Here is a 23,486-nt window from a genome sequence, read left to right as displayed (position 1 = left end):
ATTATTTTCAAAAAAATTATACCACACCCAATTTCTCTTGTACTATACCCTTTTGCTTCATATTTATTAACATTTCGCTACAATTCTATTTCAATTATTGTCATACTGTATTCGTTTTCCATTCTCATCCATTTCGCTTACAATAAACAATAGCAAATAAAGAATCTCGTTATCACTGGGGGAGCCATGCCGCTGAGAGGGAACACTTCGTTCCGACCCTTCGAACCTGTTAGTTAATGCTAACGCAGGGATTGTGCAAACGTCCGAAATACATACCTCATTTTTATTTACGTATTTCGTATCCTCCTATGATATCTATTCTTTTTTGTACAACTTGGATTTAGGGGGAGACAACATGCGTAACACTAATTTACAAGCGATGATCGAATCTGCTATTCTTGCAGCCTTCGCCATGATCATCGATATTTTACCATTATCAATTAAACTTCCAACAGGCGGTTCCATTTCATTTGCTATGATTCCTATTTTTATTATTGCTTACCGCTGGGGCTTTAAATCAGCTTTCTTAGGTGGTTTAGTTTGGGGACTATTACAAATTGTTGTGGGAGATGCTTACATTTTAACACCTGTTCAAGCATTCATTGAGTACTTCATTGCCTTTGCTTTTATCGGATTTGCTGGCTTATTCTATCGTCCAATTCAAAAAGCACTTTTAACTTCTAATGAAAATAACTTAGAACAATCAAGTTTAGGTAGCCGTAAAGACAAACCTTCATCAAAACAAAACGAAGGAAAGAAAGTCCTTGCTTATATTATCCTTGCTACATTTATCGGTAGCTTTGCCCGCTACTTCTGTCACTTTATTGCCGGTATCATTTTCTGGGGACAATATGCACCGAAAGGTCAATCAGCTGTGCTATATTCATTAATCGTAAATGGTAGTACAATGATTGGTTCCTATATTCTATGTACCGTTTTACTTATATTTTTATTCCTTACTTCACCACGCTTATTCAAGAGCATCAATGCTTATCAAATAAATGCAAACAAAAAGGGCGCTTAATGAGCGCTCTTTTTTCATATCGTAATATCAATTAAAAATACAATAAATGCGCAAAGAAAAATAAATACTACCATACCTAGTAAATTGCTATTCACGGCTAATCTACTCCTTACATAACCTCATTTTCTAACCAGATTATATCGCTTAAAAATAAAGATTAGGTAAAGATAATATGAAAATAAATTAAAAAAGCGTAGCATGCATCATCTACGCTTTTTTCAATAAGTAGAAATAAAATAATACACCATCTTCTGTATTCTTTACTCCATATTCAGCATCATGTAGTTCTAAAATATTCTTTGAAATGGCAAGCCCAAGACCTGTTCCACCTTGCGAACGCTGACGAGCTGCATCCACGCGATAAAAACGATCCCAAATTTTATCTAATTGCTCTTCTTCAATGTGAGTACCTTTATTTTCAATACATACTTTTATACGATTTTTTTCATCTATTGTAGAAATAATAATCTCTTCTTTATTTGGTGTGTAACGTATCGCATTTGTAATGAAGTTCACAATGACTTGTTCAATCCGTCCTTGATTTGCGACTACTTCAAATGGACCTATATGTTTATGAACACGAAGTTCTTTTTTCTCTATTTCTACAGAAAGGTGTTCACATATATCTTCCATTACTGTATCGATATAAAATGAATCCATTTTCATTTTATATGTACCTGACTCAAATTTAGCTAACTCCAGCATATCCAAAATTAACGTATCCATTTTATCTACTTCCCGTTCCATCGCTTGAAAATAATACTCCTTTTTATGCTCAGCTACTCCATCTTTTAAAATAGAAATACAGCTTTTCATAATACTCAGCGGTGTTTTTAGTTCATGCGAAACACCAGAAATGAATTCTTTCCGCGTCTTTTCTAATTTTCTTTCCTTTTCAATATCTTGTTCTAGCTGTCCAATATGGGAATGTAGTTTATTTGATAATACATTAATATTTTTCGATAAATCACCAATTTCATCTTTTGAAGTAATTGGTATTTGTTCTGTGAAATCTAAATGCGCTATTTTCTTTGTCGTATCATTTATTTTTAATAAAGGCTTTGCAATTTGTTTTGAATAATAGAATGACGCTAGAAAAATAAGAACAACTACAAATGCAATGATGTAAATGTAGTAATCTTGCACCATTTGTACGGCTTCATCTACAGGCTGTAAAGAAGCCATCGCATATATATAAGTTACTGATCCATCTTTTTCTTTTATTGGCTTGATTAATAATTTATATTTAATATCATTTTTTTCATAGTCCATTGTTTGTATTGCATATTGTATGTGCTTGCTCTCTTTTAATAATAAATTAGTTTGAAATTCTTTTATGTTATCTAAGAAGATGCTATTTTTATAAATTGGATTTATAGGACCTGTTACATCAGGAAGCTGAACTTTCGTAATCTTCCCAAACATATCGAAATCAGAATTTTGAATGACCCTCTTCTTTTCCAAATCACTCAAATTTCCAGCAACGTTTTGTCTTTCCTGAGCCATAAGGTCTTGAGCAACTTTTGGCTCATCCTCGGTTATCTTACGTTCTTTTTCAAGTAGCTTCTTACTTAACGGTTTATTAGCCCAACTTAAATTCTTTTCTGTTAATTGTAAATACAATGTAATAAAGTGCTCATTTCTTTTTAATCCACTAAAATAAACTTTTCCCCCCACAAAAGTAGGTAATTCTCCCCTTTCAATCTCATCTATATTCATAAGATAGTACAAAGGAATAATGACCTTTTTTTGTCCATATTTCTTCTCTGCCCTTTGTTCTAATGCAACCTCAAAATAGAAATCATCCGCATGCTTTAAATTCCCGTTCTGATCTAATGTCGTAATCCATGTATTATTTTCTCTTAAAAAGTCTTGCTCCAGTCGCTTAATTTCTTCTGCATTTCCTGCATAGTTTAAATAATTCTTCTCAAAGGAATTTAAATTCACTTTAATGTCTTCCACTTTTCGATTCGCGTAATATTGTTTAAAAAATATCGTTTGTCCAATAAAAATCGTCGCTAAAATTAACATACATAATGCTGTTGTGAGAGTAAATAACTTTAGTACAATCCCTTTCCTCATACATTCCCCTCAAATTTATAACCCGTTCGTACTACAGTTGTAATGTACTTTGCTTTCTCTCCTAATTTATTTCTCAAATTACGAATATGGCTATTAACCGTTCGATCATCGCCTGCAAATTCATATCCCCAAATTCTTGAAATGAGTTGCTCTCTTGTTAAAACAATCCCTTGGTTTCTCATAAAATACGCTAATATTTCAAATTCTGTATGTGTTAAATTAATATCTGTTTTATCTACCGTAACAGTACGCGACGGAAAATGGACATGGATACCATGGATTGATAATGTATCATCTTCATTCTCTAAAAATTGCTTCGTCACTTTTCTACTTTCTAATAACCTTTTCGCTCTTGCTAATAAAATTGGCGGACTATACGGCTTCGTCACATAGTCATCTGCTCCAAGTTCAAAGCCAAGTAACGTATCATCTTCATCAACACGTGCCGTTAGCATAATAATAGGAACCTCGGATGTTTTACGGATTCTTCGGCAAACGGACCACCCATCAAGTTCCGGCAACATAATATCTAAAATAACTAAATCAACCTCTTCTTCCTCAAATACAACTAAAGCTTCTTTCCCGTCCCTTGCTTCAAACACTACATATTGCTCACTTAAAAAATAGTCTTTTAATATTTCACGTAATATATCTTCATCTTCTACAATTAAAATATTTTTTGACATAACTTATGTATCTCCCTCCCGCTTTCAGAAACTATAATTTCACTTTGAATAACTGCCAGTTAACTTCGCCTCGATAATATATCTATCTGGTGCATCCCCTATATAATCAAATGGGTAACAAGTCGTCAGTGTTAATATCGGTTCTTCTTTTTTTATAATAACAGTGCGATCATCCGCATGGGTAATCCACGTCTTTTGAATTTCATATGTGTAACTTTTATTATCATACTCTACAACAAGAGTGTCTTTTTCTTTCAAATCTCCTAAATCTGTAAATACAGTATCCCTATGCCCACTTAGTACAGTATGTCCCCCTCCAGATGGCGTTGTCGTTACATCACTAACGAACATTCCAACCCCTTTCTTCAATGTTGCATCATCCGCTCCCCAATATACAGAAAACTTCTTCTTTATTTTCGGTATATGTAACATCGCTACCTTTTCTCCTTCTTTATGCTTTGTTTGAGAAGAAGGCACTTGAGAAGTTACCGGTGTTTCATAAGGGAGTTGATTATGTTGTATATTGTTAAGGCTCTTTATTTCTTCTGTCGTTAATTGCCCGGCAGAACTTTTTCCTTTATACCATTCCACTGCGTAATAGGATCCCATAAATAGCCCGATGGCCATCAATATAATTCCGATATAATTAAGTAACTTCATGTTTCATCCCTCCATGCCAAAAATGGTAGGAATAACCTACCATTTTTAATATATGAAATTATCCCATTCTTTATAGGGCAATATTTTAATTACGCCTTAACTTTATTGCGACGATTCAAACCAAATAATGTACCTATTGCTACAAGACATGCACTTAATCCCATCATTTCTACATTATTTGATGCTGTGTTTGGTAATTTTTCACCTGTTGCTATTTCTATTATCTGCATTTCACCATTTGGTCCGACTTTTACCATTGCATCTTTTTTAGCTTCATTATTCTTTTCTTGTGCTTTTATTGCTTCCTCTTTTTTAGCCATATCACTTTTTTCTTGTACTTGCGCCGCTTGCTTTTTCTCTGCATCACTCTTTTGTTGTATCTTAATCGCTTCTTCTTTTTTAGCCTTATCTTGTTGTACCTGCGCTGCATCTTCCTTTGTTACTGTTCCAGTATCGGCACTTGCTACTGAAGAATATCCTACTGCTAAAAGTGCCATTGCACAGATCGGTAATAGTTTCTTTTTCATTTTATTTCTCTCCCTTTATATGTTTTACATCACTTCGCATCGGATGTATCACTAGAATAAACAAGAGATATAAATATAAGATGCAGATGAAATATATTTCATTTAAAGATTTCATTGTAAAAAAGGTTATCCGAAATCATCTTCGGATAACCTTTTAAAATTAATCTACACTTAAGGCCTTCTTGCCCATTTGATTATAAATACTTGCAAACCGGCTCTTACTCACTTTTACATTTTTCGTTCCATAGAACGGATCATTATAGTATACGTAATTATCATCCACTCCTGTTAAAACAACCGCATGCGTATTCATTCTTGCAGAAATTGTCTTTCCACCTGGTGTTTTCCACGTTGTAATTGGTCTTGGATTATTTAAAGCGACAGTCACCCACGTTACTACTGGTTTTCCATTTCTCACATAGTCTTCTAAAACAGAAAGATCATTTCCAGTTAAATTCGTTCCTCTTGCATATTTATCTAACAAACGTTTTAGTGGTTCGGGATTAATAGAATATCCTGGCGTATTTCCTGTCACATCACCTACAAACCCTACATCTGGATCTCCCCAAATTTGTGATGATGTTTTATAGTTCTTTAATTTCGTTTGATCAAAAGGCATTTCAAAAGCAAATGCTACTTTATTTAACGAGCGACCAATTTGATGTTCTACAAGCATTTGTAAAGAAACGACTTCACAGCCATTATGCAATTCTGGGAATTGATACAGTGACGGTACGTTCAATATAACTTGACTACGATTAATATTTCCTTCATTAACCCACTTTAACCCATTACTAGTTTGAATTTGAATCCAACCACCGTCTCTCTCACCATAAACCTCGACTGTCTGTGGTGCATACCTTCCTGATACACGAGATACAAAACTTGGACTATCATAAGCAAAGAACACTTTAGATAAATACTTCGCTTCTTTTTTCGTATCCAACCATTGATAGCCTGCATATGTACGTATACGAAGCCAAGTTCCTCTTTCCTCTACAACCGTTACTGCTTGAGGCCCATAATAATCTAGTATATTCGCAGACCTGAAAGGAGCATCATAAGTAGTAAAGTCTCTATCAATCTGAACTTTTTTGTCTATTAAGCAGACCCACTTATAGCCTAAGGCCGTATAAACTTTAATCCAATTTCCTTCTCTTTCTTCAATAACCGTTACACTTTGCGGAGCATACTCACCTGAAATCCCTGAAGATAAGGATGCCTCATTATATGTCAAAAAGTTTTTATTCATATTCACTTTCTTTTCAACTAAACAAACCCACTTAAAACCAGTATCCGTATGAATTCTAATCCAACCACCATCTCGCTCTTCATACACTGTTACTTCCCTAGGGCCATATTCCTTTGAAATTCCAGATGATAAAGATGGTCCATTATACGTAAAGAATTTTTTCGAAATGCTTATCTTCTTCATCTTCAATTCATTGTCTTTAGACTTATCTGTAACTGCGACGAGCTGTGCTGCCTCTGCACGTGTAATGGATCTATCTGGTTGCCAACGTTCTCCATCAACACCACTTGATATACCCATGCTTACTAAAATATTAATGAATTTCTCACCCCAATGATCTTTTACATCAGGAAATAATGTTGATAATTCTTCATGAACCTTTTTCTCTAATTGATAGGCTTGTACTAACATCGTTGCCATAGCAGCTCTTGTCATTTGACCATTCGGATTAAATTTCCCATTTCCTTCCCCTTTAATGACTCCTGCCTTTTCCACAGCAGCAATATAAGGAGTTGCCCAATGATCTTGAGAGTCTGTAAAAGTTGGTTTCTCCCCCTCTCTAACTTCTAATTCTAAAATTTTCGCCATAATTGTTGCTGCTTCAGCTCTGCTTAATACTTTACTTGGTGAAAATGTTCCATCTGGCATCCCAGAAATAACTTTTTTATGAATTAAATAATAAACAGACTCTTGTGCCCATCCTGGAACGTCAGGAAATGATTGCGGCGCTGCTTGCATTGTAATGGTAGCTTGTTTTAATTCTGTCTCTCTCTTTTCTTGTTCTTCTTTTTGCTTCCATTCAAATTCTTGTTTTGTTTGTTGCTCTTTTTGTTTTAGCTCAAGTTCTTGTTTTGCCTGTTCTTCTTTTTGTTTTAGCTCAAGTTCTTGTTTTGCCTGTTCTTCTTTTTGTTTTAGCTCAAGTTCTTGTTTTGCCTGTTCTTCTTTTTGTTTTAATTCAAGTTCTTGTTTTGCCTGTTCTTCTTTTTGTTTTAATTCAAGTTCTTGTTTTGCTTGTTCCTCTTTTTGTTTTAATTCAAGTTCTTGTTTCGTTTTCTGCTCCAATTCTAGCTGTTGCTTCTTCAATTCTTCCTGCTGTTTTTGTAGTTCCTCTTGTTGCTTCTTTAGCTCTTCTTTCTTTTTTTGTTCTTCTAATTCTTCAAGTTTTTTTTCTTCTTGGCTATTATTTTTTTTTATTTCTAATGCATTCTTCTCTTCAAGTTCTTCTTGTTTTTTTAATTCAGCAGCTTTTTTCTCTTCATTATTATCCTTCACTTGTAACGGGTTCTTCCCTTCAAGTTCTGCTTGCTGCTTTTTCAACTCATCTAATTCCTGCTGTACTTCTTCCAGTTGTACTTTATGTTCACCATCTTGTTTCAGCAACTCGTCTTTTTTCTGTTTTAATTCATCTACCTTAACAAATAATCCTTTCTGCTGTTTTAAAATTTCTTCTCTTTTTTCTAATTCTATTTGTCGTTCTTTTACAGCTTCTAATTGTTGTTGCAGTTCGCTTTTCTCATTGCTCTGTATATAGGAGAAAGCTTCTATACTATTTCTCGTTTTATTTTCAATTTCCGCTAGCGAACTAGAAGGAAAGGTTAATAGATTTGTCGCTAACAAACTCGCTACAGCAATTACACTATATTTTTTCATCATACACACACCTTTTCAAATTTTATTACGATTATACTTTCATACTAAACGCAAAATGTAAGATTCCTCCATAATCATAGCAAATTTTTCCTCAAACAAAATACTTTTTTGCAAAAAAGAAAAAGAGCACTGTATGATACAATGCTCTTTTCGGGTGTGTGTCTCAATTATTTACATGTTACTTTCGCGTGATTTAGAAGTAGAACGGGCCGGAGAGATAACTAATTGTCTCGGCTCAGTTTTCTTTAAGTGATTTTTGACGTTACACTTACGACGTTGAACAACCCACGCTTTAATAGGGTTTGTCAAAATAATTTTTTGCGCTTCGTTAGGGGCCTCTTCTTCCAACCTACAACTTTCGCTCCATTTATTCCATTTCATTGTAAACTTAGAAGAAGAATGATCGTCTTCTCGATCAAACAAGTGCAAAAAATCCATCTCGCCAGCTAGCATTACGGTGTTGCTAGTTGCTAACAAAGAAAAGGTCGTCCAACGTTTCTCCATGCCCTCCTACTCCTTTTTCACATATAGAGTGCCTAAAACTGAATTTACCTAAAATATGCTTGCCTTTTACCTTACACCCATAGTTTATCCAAAACACTACTATGCAACTATCGATTTCCCTTACAACTACCTTACATTTTTGTAAGAAACAAAAAACCTTCACTATGCATATGTGAAGGTTTCTCATTTCTTATCTATATGATCTTTCATATCATCAAGTCCAGCTTCTTGTAGCTGCGACATCATACCATGAGAAATTGCGCCTAATACTAAAGTCATTCCAATTAGTGAAATCCGAATCGCTGGTACATCAATTATATAAGCCAACAATCCAAGAACAATTGTTAAAAGTAATGCTTTTATAAATGTTACAGTTGTGTACTGTTTCTTCTTCATTATAATCACCCTTTATGGAAGCGTTTTCTTAATATAATTAGTATATCATATCATCAGATGATTTTGTCGGTATTTTGTAAAAAATTACTATCTCCTTTGACTTTTTCCTTTCTATCCTTTACAGTCGAAATGTTCACAAGTTTTACACTGTAGGAGGACTCCAATGAATATTGAAATAAAAAACACTTTAATTTCTGAAGAACAATTACAAGAAAAAGTAAAAGAACTAGCACTTCAAATCGAACGTGATTTTGAGGGAGAAGAAATCGTAGTAATCGCTGTATTAAAAGGCTCTTTCGTATTCGCTGCTGATTTAATTCGTCACATTAAAAACGATGTAACAATCGACTTTATTTCTGCATCTAGCTACGGAAATCAAACAGAAACAACTGGAAAAGTAAAACTATTAAAAGATATCGATGTAAACATTACTGGAAAAAACGTAATTGTCGTAGAAGACATTATCGATTCTGGTTTAACACTTCACTTCTTAAAAGATCACTTCTTTATGCATAAACCAAAAGCATTAAAATTCTGTACGCTACTTGATAAACCTGAGCGTCGTAAAGTGGACTTAAAAGCTGAATATGTTGGCTTCCAAATTCCAGACGAATTTATCGTTGGCTACGGCATCGACTGCGCAGAAAAATATCGTAACTTACCATTTATTGCTTCGGTTGTAACGGAATAATCGTATAACTTAAAAAATCGATAGTACATGAAATTTATATCGGCGATTTTCAAAATATATCGACCGTAACTCAAATTATATCGGCGATTTTTTCAATATATCGACTTACCGACAATAACCGACAATCTTAGCACCCTATTAATAGGAAGAAGCTGTTCTGAAATACATCGGAACAGCTCCTTCTTTCCATTACAAAAAACAGGGAGAGATGAAAAATGACAAAAACAAAATTTGAAAAAGTACTCCTCATCGTAAATCCAAAAGCTGGACAAGGCGACTTACATACAAATTTAACGAAAATCGTACCACCTCTTGCCACAGCTTTTCCTGACTTACATATCCTTCATACGAAAAAGCAAGGTGATGCAACAAAATATTGCCAAGAGTTTGCTAGTAAAGTAGATTTAATTATCGTCTTTGGTGGTGACGGCACTGTATTTGAATGCACAAACGGCTTAGCACCTCTTGAAACGAGACCTACACTTGCAATCATTCCAGGCGGAACTTGCAATGACTTCTCTCGCACACTTGGCGTTCCGCAAAACATTGCAGAAGCAGCAAAACTTATCACTAAGGAACACGTAAAACCAGTTGACGTTGCAAAAGCAAATGGACAACATTTCCTAAACTTCTGGGGCATTGGACTCGTATCTGAAGTATCAAACAATATCGATGCAGAAGAAAAAGCAAAGCTCGGAAAAATCGGCTACTACTTAAGCACAATTCGAACTGTCAAAAATGCTGAAACATTCCCAGTTAAAATCACTTATGACGGACAAGTATATGAAGATGAAGCTGTCCTTGTTATGGTTGGAAACGGTGAATATCTTGGCGGCATCCCGTCCTTTATTCCGAACGTAAAATGTGACGACGGAACACTTGATATTTTCGTAGTCAAATCAACAGGTATTCAAGCATTTAAAGATTACATCGGAAAGAAACTATTTGAAGACTCAAACGAAAATGACATCTTCCACGTAAAAGCGAAATCCATTCATATCGAAACAGAGGAAGAAAAAGAAGTAGATACAGATGGAGAAAGTTCACTTCACACACCTTGTCAAATTGAATTGTTGCAAGGACACTTTACGATGATTTATAATCCTGCGGTTGTGTAAATATAAAAAGACGAGCTAAAATTTTAACATTTTAGCTCGTCTTTTTTATTAGAAGGAGATTTTAATCTACGCTTTAATTTTTAATATGAGTTTTCATAATCAAACTCCCCCCAATTTGTCCAATGCGTATTACAATCCTTATTCACAATAACGCTTGGATCTTTCTTCTCTATTGCAGCAGCTACTGATTGGAAGAATTCATTTTCACTTACTTTTTCGTCTTCAACATGTTTCCATTCTTCGGTTTCATAAGCTATTTCCCAATTTCACTAGAGTATAACATAACCATATTTGCCTGTGACATTCTAATAATACTTCTAAAAAATAGAAGAATAGCTTGTTTGCATCCTCTAGTTATTTTTAGATACAATTAAGAAAAGAAGCACCTTCATATAAGGGAGAGGGCATACTTTGTTCAACCAACAATTAGTGAATTTACGCATTGATTTTGCATTTAAACAATTGTTTGGTACGAATGATAGTGAAGATATTCTCATTGCCTTTTTAAACGCGATGTTACAAGAGTCTTTAGAGTCACCTATTGCTTCTCTACAATTAGAAGATCCACATTTACACCGAGAACACGCAAATGATAAATTATCAATTCTAGATATTTCAGCAACATTAGACACCGGGACAAAAGTAAATGTAGAAATACAGCTTAATAATAATCACGATATGATGAAACGCAGTTTATATTATTGGGGAAAATTATACACATCTCAGTTACAAAAAGGGATGCCCTACAGTGCACTTCGTAAAACCATCACCATTAATTTATTGAACTTCATAATGTTTTTAGATCACAAAGAATTTCATACAAAGGGAACATTGTGGAATACACAACAACAGAAACTCTTGAGTGATGACATAGAAATTCACATTGTAGAAATTCCAAAGTTAACAGAACAGTGGCATGAAGAAAAAGTAAATCTGTGGAAAGACCCATTTGCTCGTTGGCTTTTATTGCTTTCAGCAAATGAGGATGAGCACTTAACTAAACTATTGGAGGATATTGCTATGAACCAAGACCCTATTTTACAAAAAGCAATAAATAAGTGGGAACGTATGAGTCAAGATTCCTCTTTCCGACAAGCCTATGACGCAAGGGAGAAAGTTTTAATGGATGAAGCAGCAAAATTCGCCCACGCAGAGACAGAAGGTATGAAAAGAGGCATGGAAAAAGGTATGGAAAAAGGCTTAGAACAAGGTATAGAAAAAGGTCGAAAAGAAGGAGTTCAACAAGGAAAAATCCAAATGATTAAAAATATGTATGATCTTGGTATACCACTTAAAACGATTGCTAAGGCAAGTAAATTAAGTGTACATGATGTTGAACGAATTTTAGAAAATAAATAATGATAAACAGCGAAAGAGAACATAATTTTCACTATGCTCCCTTTCTCTCTTTTCTATTTACTAACGATCCCAAAATAAGCACGAACCGTCAACAAATAATAACCAATATAAATAACACTATACACGCCGATGCTAATTAACAACGGAACTGCAATTTCATACGGAAGTACTGTCGCTAATCCAGTTAATGCAAATAAAGTGTGTAATATGCCAACTACTAAAGGAATGAAGAAAATAAATCTCATTTGTTTTGCGATTGCCCTTTTCATTTCTTTTTTCGTGACACCTAGTTTTCGAAGAACAATGTAACGCTCACGATCTGCATGCGCTTCTGTTAATTGCTTGAAGTAAATGATAGACCCTGTTGCGAGTAAAAATACAAGTCCTAAGAACATACCACTGAACATCATTAAACCTGATACCTCAATACCATCACGGAAAATAGTATAGAAATCACTGAATTGTTCTTTACCTTCTGCATCTTCTTCCGGTATTACTTTCTTTAAATTCTCCGTTAATACTTTACTATTTCTTTCATCTTTCACATCAATATTTTTTACAGTATGAGAGCCAATTGTCTTCTTTGCTTGCTCATATACTTCGTCTGGAACAACAACTAGAAGTTCATATAAGTTTGTAATGTTTTTTGCTTGTACATCTTTCACTTGTACTGGTGCTACTTCTTCAATTGGGAATGTAGCTTTTCGATTTTTATATACCTCACTATCTCTCTTACCTTCACTGTACATACCATCAAATGCATACAATTCGTTCTTCTTTAAATCTAAAGTTTCTTCATTTAAATATTTTGCAATTTTATTAAATGATGATTGTGCGATAAGTTCTGTTGTTCTTGATTGTAATGAAGTTCCATCACCGTATTCTCCTACTACTTTTACTGTCTCTAATTCATATTGATGAATGACTTCATTCTTTCCTTCTTTTAAAATCCCACTCACTTTACGATCCAATTCTATATCTTTCTTTTCATATGAATAACTAACTGGGTGATATTTCTTCGCCTGCATATATGTGTTGTAATACATCGTAACAGACATTCCAACCGCTGTTAACGTTACTGCACTTAATACAGCAATTGTCGCTAACGATTTTGCATTTCCTTTAATGCGGTATAGTAATTGAGATGTCGTCACCATTTTCATTCCATTATAAAATGAAGATTTTTTATCTCGCGCTCTTTTTAATGCAAAAACAGTAAAGAACTTAAATAATAAATACGTTCCAAGTACTGTTGCTAATACAATATAAAGCGCAAGTGGCATAAAGTTATCGCTGCTTGCATTTTTAATAGCCGTTACTGACAAGAAATAACCTGATCCAATTAATAATAAAGAAATAATAGCCATTATTTTAGAATCTTTTGGCATAACTTCGCCTTCGTTATCTGCACGAAATAGCTCGATTAACTTAAATTGATAAATAACGCGGTATCCTTTAAATGACGTATATAAAATAATGAAACAAAAAATAACTGCTGTATCTATAATAGCTCCAATTGGTACTTCAAAATGAACATTTACATGTAGCTCTAACATATTTACAAGTAGCTTTAGGAATCCTTTTGAAAGTAAGCTACCAATTACAATTCCGATTACTAACGATAATAAACCCATTAACATATTTTCATAAAAAAGCATTTTACCTATTTCTTTCTTTCGAATACCGAGTAAAGAATAAAGACCTATTTCCTTCTTACGCTTTCGTGTAAAGAAACCATTCGAATATATAATAAATACCGCAACGAAAATAATGAGCATAACACTCGCGAGCTGGAATCCTCGTCCGATGTTATCTCCAGCCTCACTTATTTGTGAATTGTATTGCAACGCCTTAAACGTAAAATAAATGACGATGCTAAAAATCATAGAGGCAAAGTATATAAAATAATCTTTAAAATTTCGTTTTATATTACGAAGTGCAATGCTAGATAAGCTCATTTGTCGCACCTCCAGATATGGAAGACATCATATCAATAATTTGCTGGAAGAACTGTTTTCGTGTCATCCCTTTACGATGTAATTCTTTATATAACTTTCCATCTTTAATAAATACAACACGTTTACAATAACTTGCCGCAAACGCATCATGCGTTACCATTAAAATCGTTACAAGATCTTTTTCATTTAATGTCTTCATACTTTCTAATAAATCCGTCGCTGACTTTGAATCAAGCGCACCAGTTGGCTCATCTCCAAAAATCATACTTGGACTTGTTACAATTGCCCTTGATGCTGCGCAGCGTTGTTTTTGTCCACCGGATACTTCATACGGATACTGATTTAAAATATGATCTATTCCAAACTTCTTCGCAATCTTCTCAACGCGAGATTCTACTTCTTTCGCCTTCACCTTTGACAAAGCAAGTGGCAATGCAATATTTTCTCGTACCGTTAACGTATCTAATAAGTTATAGTCTTGAAAAATGAACCCTAAATGATTACGGCGAAAGAGTGCCAATTCATCATCATTCATCTTCACAATATCTTTTCCATCAATTAAAATCTCACCCTTTGAAGCCGTATCAATAGTAGAAAGAACATTCAAAAGTGTCGTCTTACCAGAACCAGATGGTCCCATAATACCGACAAACTCTCCTTCTTTCACCTGCAGATGAATATCTTTCAACGCTTCAAACGTATTCCCGCCTGTATTATATATTTTCGAAATCCCTTTCGCTTCTAACATCGTTTTCATCTATCTGTACCTCCTGTTATAATTCTTGCTGTTCGTTTTAAGCAACAGAATTCAGTATAGATGCATTTTCTTAACAAATAGTAATGGGGTTTCTTAATATTTTCTTAAAAAGAAATGTAATAATCATAAAAAATTCTGCAGTTGTTACACTGCAGAATTTCAAATGTTTAATAAATGGATTAAGCTAAACATGTTCGTTGTGGCCTTTTACCTTCTTTAAAAGATTACATTACATTTCGAACAAAAAGGAGCAGAATTCCCTTTTCTAATTTTCGCATCACATTTTGGACAATATACGTATCGTTCTTCTATCTTTTGTCGTTCTATCATATGTAAAGATACTACCCTCATACTACACATAATCCCAATTAATATAAGACTAACAACAAGTAGCATTCCTCTCACTCCTCCCCTTTAAATTTTACCATAAAATAACAAACCCGATTCTCTCATCAAGAATCGGGTTTATATTTACAATCCTAACTTTGCCTTCGCACCGTCAGGAATTATTTCTTCTTCTATTTGTACCTTATCGTGCACAGACTTTCCTCTCGTAATTACATGCCAATATGAACCTTTTTGCAATGTATCCACTCCATCAATTGTTATCTCTTTTTCGTTTCCATCCTTATCGTATGTGTTCACTGTGTATACACGGCCTTTATTTCCACCTAAATCTTTTCCATCGTTATCAATTACAGCATAACGATATTCTAATTTAAGAAACGGGTTCATGGAATCTACTGTAGCACTCCCACTTAATAAATATGCCGCTCCTGCAACGATAACAAGTAATGATCCAAAAATAAATCTTTTCATCTATATTCCGCCTTTCATTATGTTTTCTTGAGAACATTTCTAAGTATAGAGCGCATTTCTTAATAAAAACTCGTACAGTTTCTTAACTTTTTCTTAACGCAGAAGAAATGTGGCATCACATCTAGGTACATGAAATTATATCGACGATTTTTCAAATATATCGAACACAACTCAAAATATATCAACGATTTTTTCAATATATCGACGTTTCGACAAGGAATATCGACTTACCGACAAAAACTGACAGTAGAAACAACAAAAGAAGCTGTCCAAAATGGATTTTGGAACAGCCTCCGCTACTTACTCACTACTGCATTTCTTTTTACATAAAACAAACTGCCAATTAAAACGACAATTACGCCAAAATACACACCATACTCTATCGCAACTGCTACAATTCTTTCAATATGTTGTCCGAATAAAGAACCGAGCACAAAATAAATGAGCGTCCAAACAAATCCTGTCGTATAGGAATACAAAGCATATATCCGAAATGACATGTTATTCATTCCAACTACATACGGTACAATATGTCTTACAACTGGTATGAAATAACTTGTGACTAACGCATAGTGACCATACTTCTCTACCATTTGTTGAGATTTCAAAAGATATCTCGCCTTTTTCTTTTTCATTAGCTTATCGAGTACTTTCGTACCAAATATTTTCCCTAATATATAACCTAAAGATAGCCCTGATACAACGCCTAAATATGTTAATAAAAATGCTGGAATGACACTTAATATCCCTAATGAAGAGACAAAACCACCACTCATTACAATCATTTCATCTGGAATTGGCATACCGATAATACCTAACCATAAACAGAAAAATAATGCCCAATAACCGTATTGCTCGATATAGGATAATAATTCATGTAATTCCATTATGCATACGCTCTCCTTAGTTCTTTTTTGCAACTAAAGACGTAGGCTGGCGGGAAATTGAGCCATACTTTTTCTAGTGTAATTTCAGGGAAGAAATGCTGTATAAACCCTTTTTTCACAAGTGAATATTGAAATGTAATGAACTCACCATTCTCATGTATCGCTTCCATCGCATTGCTTAAAATTCGCTTTGAAACTTCTTCTGGTAAAGAAGTGAAAGGCAACCCTGATAAAACGTAATCAATGCATTCTATATTGAGCTCCTCCATATACTTCTTTATATTTTCAGCTGAACCGTGTACAACAATGACATTCTGCTCATCTTTAAACTTTCTTTTTAATTCTTTGAAAAATACTTCATTAATTTCAATAAGAAGAAATATTGTTTCCTTCTTTTTTCTCTTCATAATCTCTTTCGTAAAAACCCCTGTGCCAGGCCCTAACTCTACAATACATTTCGCTTTATTAAAATCAATTACATCGACCATTTTCTTTGCTAATATTTTTGAACTTGGCGCAATTGCACCAGTATGTTTTGGATGCTTTATAAATTCATGTAAAAATGTAATGAGCTGCATGTAAACCTCTCCTCATTCGTTCGATAGTTTTTAACTTGTGTCTAAGTATAACTATCGTTTCTTAATAAAAATTGAGGAAGTTTCTTAAGATTTTATGAAGAATAAAAAAACAGCTATCGCGTGTAGCGATAGCTGCCCCTTATTACTTCGCACTCACGATCTTATAATAAGAACGAACCGTTAAGAAGTAATATCCAATATAGATGACACCGTATACTCCAATACTAATGAGAAGCGGAATCATAATTTCAAATGGTAATATATTTGATAAACCTTTTAGTGCAAATAAGCTGTGTAAAATACCGATTACTAATGGAATAGCGAAGATAAAGCTTACTTGTTTTGCGATAGCTTTCTTCATTTCTTGCTTCGTTACACCAACTTTATGAAGGACAATGTAACGATCACGGTCAGCACTTGCTTCTGTTAATTGTTTAAAGTAAATGATTGAGCCTGTTGCTAATAGGAATACTAATCCTAAGAATAGCCCAATAAACATCATTAAGCCTGTCGTTTCAAGCCCCATTTGGAATCCTGTATAGAAATCGTTAAATGGTTTTAAAACTTCTGATTCTCCAGCTGGCATAATGCTTGCTAATTTTGCTGTTAACTCTTTACTATTTCGCTCACCTTTTACATCAATATTTTTTACAGTACGCGTTTCGTTTACTTGTTTCACTTGCTCATATGTTTTATCAGGAACGATTACAAATAGTTCATTTAAGTTTGTAAGGCTTCTATTATTTACACCTTTAATTTTTAATTCTTTTGACTCATTTCCAACAGGGAATACAGCTGTATTTCCTGTATAAAGAGGACCAAAATCAAGTTTCTCAATATATAAGCTATCATATATAAAAGCTTCATTCGCACTTAAATTTACAGGTTCTACATCTAAATGTTTCACAAGTGTATTAAAGCTTGATTGAGAAATAAGCTAGTACTGATTCGTAACATTATAGTGTGTGTTCAGAACTTGATCAGCTCTTTCACCTTTAAATGTTCCTTTCACAGGAATCATTTCAACTTCTGATTCATATGTGACTGGGTGATTATTCTTCTCTCCAACAAGTATTTCATTTACTTTTTTATCTAATGCTGCATCTTTTTTCTCATAGGAATAACTATACGGCGCAGCAACTTTTGATTGCGTAAATGTGTTGTAATACATCGTAACTGACGTACCAACCGCTGTTAATGTAACTGCACTTAAAATAGCGATTGTCGCCAATGATTTCGCATTTCCTTTAATACGATATAGTAACTGCGATGTCGTTACCATATTCATACCATTATAAAATGCTGACTTATTATTTCTTGCACGTTTCAATACAAATACTGTGAAGAACATGAACAGTAAATAAGTCCCTGCTACTGTCGCTAATAAAATATATAATGCAACGACCATAAAGTCTGCATACATAACTGCTTTCATGTACATTAGCGCTAAAAAATAACCTGAACCGATTAAGAAAACTGAAATTAATGCCATGATGACAGATCCTTTTGGCATTGCTTCTCCTTCACGTTCTGCACGGAAAAGTTCAATTAACTTAAAGCGATAAATTAAACGATATCCTTGAAGTGATGTATATAAAATAATCACAAAGAAAATAATTGCTGTATCAATAATGGCAGCCATCGGTACTTCAAAATGAACGTTTAAATTTAATCCCATCATATTTACTAATAACTCAAGGAATAATTTCGAAAGGACACTACCGATCGCAATCTCAATTACTAATGACATTAATCCCATTAACATATTTTCATAAAAGAGCATTTTACCAATTTGTCTTTTACGGATACCTAATAACGAATATAAGCCAACTTCTTTTTTACGTTTACGTGTAAAGAATCCGTTTGAATATATAATAAACACTGCTACGAAAATGATAAGCATCACACTGGAAACTTGGAACGCTCCGCTAATTTTTTTTGAAGCTTCTGCTGCTTTTTCCATTTGTGAATTATATTGCAGTGCTTTAAATGTAAAATAAATAACAATACTAAAAATCATAGATGCGAAATATACAAAGTAGTCTTTAAAGTTCCGCTGTATGTTGCGGAGGGCAATGCTAGATAAGGTCATCAGCCATACCTCCAGAAATAGAAGACATTACGTCAACAATTTTTTGGAAGAACTGTTTACGCGTTGATTCACCACGGTGCAATTCTTTATATAGTTCACCATCTTTAATGAAAATAACTCGTTTACAATAACTTGCTGCAAATGCATCATGCGTTACCATTAAAATTGTTGAGTTATCATATTCATTTAATGACTTCATACTTTCAAGTAAATCTGTTGCAGATTTAGAATCAAGCGCTCCAGTTGGCTCGTCCCCGAAAATCATACTTGGATTCGTAACGATTGCACGTGATGCTGCGCAGCGCTGCTTCTGTCCACCAGATACTTGATATGGGAACTGACTTAAAATATGATCAATGCCAAATTTCTTTGAGATTTCAAGAACGCGGCGATCAATCTCACTCGCTTTCACCTTTGATAATGCAAGTGGTAAAGCGATATTCTCTTTCACTGTTAACGTATCTAATAAGTTATAATCTTGGAAAATGAAGCCTAAATGATCGCGGCGGAATAATGCTAACTTATCATCATTCATTTTCACAATATCTTTTCCATCAATTAAAATTTCACCGTTCGTCGCATTATCAATTGTAGAAAGAACATTTAGTAAAGTCGTCTTACCAGAACCAGAAGGTCCCATAATTCCAACGAACTCACCTTCTTTTACTTGTAAGTTAATACCTTTTAACGCTGCAAATTTATTACCACCCGTGTCATATACTTTTTCAATATTTTTTGCTTCTAATACTGTTTTCATCTCGACATCCCTCATTTCTTCTATTCTCTATTTTCAACTATATACACTCTCTACTCTTGCCACTATCGATGTTTCTTACACAAACATGACAGTTATGTAAGGCACATAAGTAAAGAAATCAAAAAGTTAACGTAATGAATTAAAGTACTTTGTTACTATAACATTGGGATATCATACCATCCATTCATTCTCCTTACAGGAACATTACAATTTTGCAAGGTAAAAAATGCACCTACAAAGTTGTGCACGAAATGTCGGATGGAGCTATTTCATTCCTGCTATTCTATGTACAGAGGAGGTCATAATATGGATTCACTTAAAAATATGAATGCTGCAATGCAGTATATCGAAAACAACCTTACACATGAAATTGATTTTAAAGAAGTCGCAAAAATAGCTTACTGCTCCGAATATCATTTCAAGAGAATGTTTTCTTTTTTAGCTGGCATATCACTATCAGAATATATTCGCTGTAGACGTCTTACTCTCGCTGCCTTTGAACTAAAAAACAACAATGTAAAAGTCATTGATATCGCTATAAAATATGGATACAACTCACCAGATTCATTCGCTCGTGCATTTCAAAACTTGCACGGTATAACACCTTCAGAGGCCCGAAATAGTAGCCATTCTTTGAAGGCTTATTCACCAATGACCTTCCAATTATCCATTCAAGGAGGAAATGAAATGAACTATCGAATTGAAGAAAAAGAGCCCTTTCGAATTATAGGTATTACAAAACGAGTACCAATCGTTTTTAACGGTGTAAATGAAGAAATTGCTTCTATGTGGAAAAGTTTAAACCCAGAGTCTATTCAAACATTAAAGTCCCTTTCAAACATTGAACCTACTGGAATTATTAGTGCTTCTACTAATTTTTCTGAAGGAAGAATGGAGGAAAAAGGAGAACTTGATCACTATATTGGAGTAGCCACAACAAAGGATTGTCCAGAGCAATTCGCGCAACTTGAAGTCGCAGCTTCAACATGGGCTATATTCGAAGCTGTCGGTCCATTTCCTGATGCACTACAAAATGTATGGGGACGTATTTATTCTGAATGGTTCCCTTCTTCGAACTATGAACTAGCGGAAGGACCGGAAGTATTGTGGAATGAACAGAAAGACATATCTTCTCCAAACTTTAAAAGTGAAATTTGGATACCGGTTTTGAAGAAGTGATAAAAAAACAAAGCTGCTCTTCCCTAAAAGGAAAAGCAGCTTTGTTTACATTTTCAACTCTTCTTTATAAATACTATATGACTTTATTGTTGATACGATAATACATATTAATATGATTCCAATCCCCATAAAAATATTAAATGGATCTGGAAGCAAAGCCCCTGCATATATACAAAGTGAACCTATTACAAATACCCTCGAAGCAAATCTATGTGTTTTTCTCCAAACTACAGGATTTTCTAATGTCCAGTCCATTCGAATGCCTACTAACCCGTTCGGCTTCGTTTGTTGCATGTAATTACCTAGTACAAGAAACAATGTTCCAAGTCCAAAATTAAATACAATTGAGCCCGATGCAATATAATTAGACGCGGCTAATAGTGCAAATAAGTTACAACCGAATCCTATTAAAAGAATTGCATAATGGATTGCGGAAAGGACTTTGGATTGCTGGGTAGACTTATCTTTTATGAATCCAAAAACTAGCCATATCATATAGAGCACTATCATACTACCTATCGAGAATGAACTTGCTTCTATTTTAGAAAAATATCCATCTACTACTCCTGCTGCATTATAATGGCGTGGAATTTGTTCTGGTAAATATGGCCATACAATATACCATCCAATTGCAATGCCAATAATTAAACTCCATGGTAATACGTGTCTTTTCATCCTCTCTCCCCCATAATTTTTTATTAGGCCCCTATTTCTTTTTTATAAGCAACATAAGAATATACCATCGTACCAACAACCAGTGCGACTACAACACTTAATAAGCAAATCATTTTCCACATTCCCGGAAGAAACGCGGAAAATATGATTACAATACCACCAATCATCATAATCTTTGATCCTAACCGATGTGTTTTTCTCCACACTTCCTCACTACTTAACGTCCACGGCGTTTTAATACCTATGAAGAAATTTGGTTTACATTGTTGCATATAATTGCCGAGTACAACAAAAAGGATACCGACCATTATGTTCACAAAAATTCCAACTGGAACGTTATACCCTAAAGCATTTGCTAGTGTCATCATATTAATAGTAAATAAGAAAAATAAAATTGCTCCATTAATCCTCCCAAGTGCTTTAGGAAATTTTTTATAGTTCTCGTACTTTGGATCTACCTTAGGCAATACAGTTACTAATACATATATAAAAATCATAATTGCTACATCAAAAATCAACATTCCCATTTTTGACATATGCCCATTTACTTCACCATCAATGTTCCAATGACTCGGAACCTCTCCCGGTAAATAAGGCCATGCAGCACACCATGCAATAATCGTTACAGCAATTAATAATAACGGAAATATATGCTTCCTCATTTCCCCTCTTCCCCCTTATTCGTAAACGTAAACACCCAAGTTAATAAATCTTGAAATACAGTTGTGTTTAAAGAGTACACAACGAATTGCCCTTTCTTTTCATCTTGAATAAGTTCAGCATTTTTAAGTGCGTTTAAGTGGTGTGAAATACTTGGTTTTGTCATATTGAAATGTTCAGCAATCTCACCAGCGGTTAGATCACCTTCTTTTAACAAGTCTAAAATTTTTCGCCTTGTTGGATCTGCTAATGCTTTGAACGCTTGATTCAATGTCTTTCTTCCTTTCGATAATTAGACATTTAGATATTTATCTAAATATTAAAATGATTTCAGTTGATTGTCAATTATATACGAGGCCCTTTTTACTTTTTACGCTTTTGCCCTATACTGTTTATTAGCTTATCTTTCAACATAATGAAAAGACTTGAAACACATGATACACTATAGCTACAATTGTTTTTTTAGGAGGAATATACATATGTATAAAATTTTAATCGTTGAAGACGATCCAAATATTTCATCATTACTGCAATCTCACATTCAGAAGTACGGTTATGAGGCTGTGGTAGCGGAGAATTTCGATGATATTATGGAATCGTTTAACGCTGTGAAACCACATCTTGTTTTACTTGATGTAAACTTACCAAAATTCGATGGGTTCTACTGGTGCCGCCAAATCCGTCATGAATCTACTTGTCCAATTATTTTCATTTCAGCGCGTGCTGGTGAGATGGAACAAATTATGGCGATTGAAAGCGGTGCGGATGATTATATTACAAAACCGTTCCACTATGACGTTGTAATGGCAAAAATTAAAGGTCAATTACGCCGTATTTACGGTGATTATGCGCCAAATATTTCTGAACGTATCGTTGAAGTAGAAGGTTTAAAACTATTCCCAGAACGTCCTGAAATTCACTTCGGATCTGAGCAAGTTCTTTTAACGAAGAAAGAAGCTATTTTAGCAGAAATGTTATTATCTAAATTCCCTCGTACAGCGAGCCGTGAAGATTTGTTAGCTGCGCTTTGGGATGACGAGAGCTTCGTTGAAGAAAACACATTAAACGTAAACATTACGCGTCTTCGTAAAAAGTTCAATGAGCTTGGTATTGAAAATGCTATTGAAACAGTGCGCGGACTTGGGTATCGTTTTAACGCAACTTGGAGTGAATAA

At 34.2% G+C, this 23,486-nt stretch carries 22 protein-coding genes, 4 pseudogenes and 1 riboswitch; of the genes and pseudogenes, 6 read left to right on the top strand and 20 right to left on the bottom strand.

Features of this window, described 5'->3' with window-relative positions; all coding sequences use genetic code 11:
- Nucleotides 1-167: 167 nt before the first annotated feature.
- Nucleotides 168-269: riboswitch (TPP riboswitch) on the top strand.
- Nucleotides 270-355: 86 nt separating this feature from the next.
- Nucleotides 356-1,024 carry an energy-coupled thiamine transporter ThiT gene (thiT, locus tag QCI73_RS03470; protein WP_044793606.1) on the top strand — a complete coding sequence of 223 codons (669 nt, stop codon included), beginning with the start codon at nt 356-358 and terminating at the stop codon, nt 1,022-1,024.
- Between the two features lie 207 nt (nt 1,025-1,231).
- Here thiT and QCI73_RS30830 read toward each other — a convergent pair.
- From QCI73_RS30830 to QCI73_RS03435, 8 genes and pseudogenes are all read right to left on the bottom strand, one after another.
- A pseudogene (locus tag QCI73_RS30830) lies at nt 1,232-2,443 on the bottom strand (sensor histidine kinase); the annotation flags it as partial.
- 132 nt (nt 2,444-2,575) lie between these two features.
- Nucleotides 2,576-3,106 (bottom strand): annotated as a pseudogene (locus tag QCI73_RS30825) (two-component sensor histidine kinase); the annotation flags it as partial.
- Entirely contained in the window at nt 3,103-3,792 is a 690-nt protein-coding gene (locus QCI73_RS03460) for a response regulator transcription factor (protein WP_262724685.1), read from the bottom strand. The gene QCI73_RS03460 and the pseudogene QCI73_RS30825, both read right to left, overlap by 4 nt.
- A gap of 39 nt (nt 3,793-3,831) precedes the next feature.
- A complete protein-coding gene (locus QCI73_RS03455; protein ID WP_353822501.1) occupies nt 3,832-4,452 on the bottom strand; it encodes a class D sortase in 621 nt (206 codons plus the stop codon).
- Nucleotides 4,453-4,541: 89 nt separating this feature from the next.
- On the bottom strand, nt 4,542-4,979 hold the full coding sequence (locus QCI73_RS03450; RefSeq protein WP_327922279.1) for an LPXTG cell wall anchor domain-containing protein: 438 nt from the start codon (nt 4,977-4,979) through the stop codon (nt 4,542-4,544).
- A gap of 160 nt (nt 4,980-5,139) precedes the next feature.
- Nucleotides 5,140-7,884, bottom strand: a complete 2,745-nt coding sequence (locus QCI73_RS03445; RefSeq protein WP_353822500.1) for an S-layer homology domain-containing protein — start codon at nt 7,882-7,884, stop codon at nt 5,140-5,142.
- 168 nt (nt 7,885-8,052) lie between these two features.
- Entirely contained in the window at nt 8,053-8,385 is a 333-nt protein-coding gene (locus tag QCI73_RS03440; RefSeq protein ID WP_353822499.1) for a hypothetical protein, read from the bottom strand.
- A gap of 183 nt (nt 8,386-8,568) precedes the next feature.
- Nucleotides 8,569-8,784, bottom strand: a complete 216-nt coding sequence (locus tag QCI73_RS03435; protein WP_002156638.1) for a hypothetical protein — start codon at nt 8,782-8,784, stop codon at nt 8,569-8,571.
- Nucleotides 8,785-8,944: 160 nt separating this feature from the next.
- Here QCI73_RS03435 and hpt point away from each other — a divergent pair, with 160 nt between their 5' ends.
- Both hpt and QCI73_RS03425 read left to right on the top strand, forming a co-directional pair.
- On the top strand, nt 8,945-9,472 hold the full coding sequence (hpt, locus tag QCI73_RS03430; RefSeq protein WP_001019312.1) for a hypoxanthine phosphoribosyltransferase: 528 nt from the start codon (nt 8,945-8,947) through the stop codon (nt 9,470-9,472).
- 215 nt (nt 9,473-9,687) lie between these two features.
- Nucleotides 9,688-10,590 (top strand): diacylglycerol/lipid kinase family protein, encoded by a 903-nt coding sequence (locus QCI73_RS03425; protein WP_327922277.1) that lies wholly within the window; start codon nt 9,688-9,690, stop codon nt 10,588-10,590.
- Between the two features lie 80 nt (nt 10,591-10,670).
- On the opposite strand, the pseudogene QCI73_RS03420 reads toward QCI73_RS03425, so the two are convergent.
- Nucleotides 10,671-10,856, bottom strand: a pseudogene (locus QCI73_RS03420) (DUF7003 family protein); the annotation flags it as partial.
- Nucleotides 10,857-11,001: 145 nt separating this feature from the next.
- On the opposite strand from QCI73_RS03420, the gene QCI73_RS03415 reads away from it, so the two are divergent.
- Entirely contained in the window at nt 11,002-11,949 is a 948-nt protein-coding gene (locus tag QCI73_RS03415; protein ID WP_353822498.1) for an Rpn family recombination-promoting nuclease/putative transposase, read from the top strand.
- Between the two features lie 53 nt (nt 11,950-12,002).
- Here the strand turns inward: QCI73_RS03415 and QCI73_RS03410 are convergent, their stop codons facing one another.
- The 8 genes and pseudogenes from QCI73_RS03410 to QCI73_RS03375 form a co-directional block, all read right to left on the bottom strand.
- Nucleotides 12,003-13,907, bottom strand: a complete 1,905-nt coding sequence (locus tag QCI73_RS03410; RefSeq protein WP_353822497.1) for an ABC transporter permease — start codon at nt 13,905-13,907, stop codon at nt 12,003-12,005.
- A complete protein-coding gene (locus QCI73_RS03405; RefSeq protein WP_000855640.1) occupies nt 13,894-14,664 on the bottom strand; it encodes an ABC transporter ATP-binding protein in 771 nt (256 codons plus the stop codon). The genes QCI73_RS03410 and QCI73_RS03405 overlap by 14 nt, the downstream gene beginning before the upstream one ends.
- Before the next feature lie 216 nt (nt 14,665-14,880).
- Entirely contained in the window at nt 14,881-15,060 is a 180-nt protein-coding gene (locus tag QCI73_RS03400) for a hypothetical protein (RefSeq protein ID WP_000928044.1), read from the bottom strand.
- Between the two features lie 75 nt (nt 15,061-15,135).
- Nucleotides 15,136-15,483: a YxeA family protein gene (locus tag QCI73_RS03395; protein ID WP_000819355.1), complete on the bottom strand. Its 348-nt coding sequence runs from the start codon at nt 15,481-15,483 to the stop codon at nt 15,136-15,138.
- A gap of 296 nt (nt 15,484-15,779) precedes the next feature.
- Complete coding sequence (locus QCI73_RS03390; RefSeq protein ID WP_262724695.1) at nt 15,780-16,370, bottom strand: DedA family protein; 591 nt, start codon at nt 16,368-16,370, stop codon at nt 15,780-15,782.
- The gene (locus QCI73_RS03385) at nt 16,370-16,948 is read right to left on the bottom strand and encodes a class I SAM-dependent methyltransferase (RefSeq protein ID WP_001176065.1); all 579 of its coding nucleotides are present in this window, start codon (nt 16,946-16,948) and stop codon (nt 16,370-16,372) included. Before QCI73_RS03385 ends, QCI73_RS03390 begins: the two co-directional genes overlap by 1 nt.
- A gap of 142 nt (nt 16,949-17,090) precedes the next feature.
- A pseudogene (locus QCI73_RS03380) lies at nt 17,091-19,040 on the bottom strand (FtsX-like permease family protein).
- Nucleotides 19,027-19,797, bottom strand: a complete 771-nt coding sequence (locus tag QCI73_RS03375; protein WP_000859655.1) for an ABC transporter ATP-binding protein — start codon at nt 19,795-19,797, stop codon at nt 19,027-19,029. The pseudogene QCI73_RS03380 and the gene QCI73_RS03375 overlap by 14 nt, the downstream one beginning before the upstream one ends.
- Nucleotides 19,798-20,103: 306 nt before the next feature.
- Here QCI73_RS03375 and QCI73_RS03370 point away from each other — a divergent pair, with 306 nt between their 5' ends.
- Complete coding sequence (locus tag QCI73_RS03370) at nt 20,104-20,976, top strand: AraC family transcriptional regulator (protein ID WP_053563479.1); 873 nt, start codon at nt 20,104-20,106, stop codon at nt 20,974-20,976.
- Between the two features lie 45 nt (nt 20,977-21,021).
- Here QCI73_RS03370 and QCI73_RS03365 read toward each other — a convergent pair whose 3' ends face one another.
- From QCI73_RS03365 to QCI73_RS03355, 3 genes are read right to left on the bottom strand one after another with little or no spacing between them, the layout of a single operon-like run.
- Nucleotides 21,022-21,651, bottom strand: a complete 630-nt coding sequence (locus QCI73_RS03365; RefSeq protein ID WP_353822496.1) for an SdpI family protein — start codon at nt 21,649-21,651, stop codon at nt 21,022-21,024.
- 23 nt (nt 21,652-21,674) lie between these two features.
- Nucleotides 21,675-22,313, bottom strand: coding sequence for an SdpI family protein (locus QCI73_RS03360; RefSeq protein WP_353822495.1), 639 nt, complete (start codon nt 22,311-22,313; stop codon nt 21,675-21,677).
- Nucleotides 22,310-22,582, bottom strand: a complete 273-nt coding sequence (locus tag QCI73_RS03355; protein WP_001070526.1) for an autorepressor SdpR family transcription factor — start codon at nt 22,580-22,582, stop codon at nt 22,310-22,312. Before QCI73_RS03355 ends, QCI73_RS03360 begins: the two co-directional genes overlap by 4 nt.
- Nucleotides 22,583-22,790: 208 nt before the next feature.
- Between QCI73_RS03355 and QCI73_RS03350 the strand changes: the two genes are divergently transcribed.
- Nucleotides 22,791-23,486, top strand: a complete 696-nt coding sequence (locus tag QCI73_RS03350) for a response regulator transcription factor (RefSeq protein ID WP_000276737.1) — start codon at nt 22,791-22,793, stop codon at nt 23,484-23,486.

Origin of the sequence: Bacillus cereus group sp. MG16, assembly GCF_040459875.1 — a bacterium.
Lineage (GTDB): Bacteria > Bacillota > Bacilli > Bacillales > Bacillaceae_G > Bacillus_A > Bacillus_A paranthracis.
This window is presented reverse-complemented; position numbering and strand designations above follow the sequence as displayed.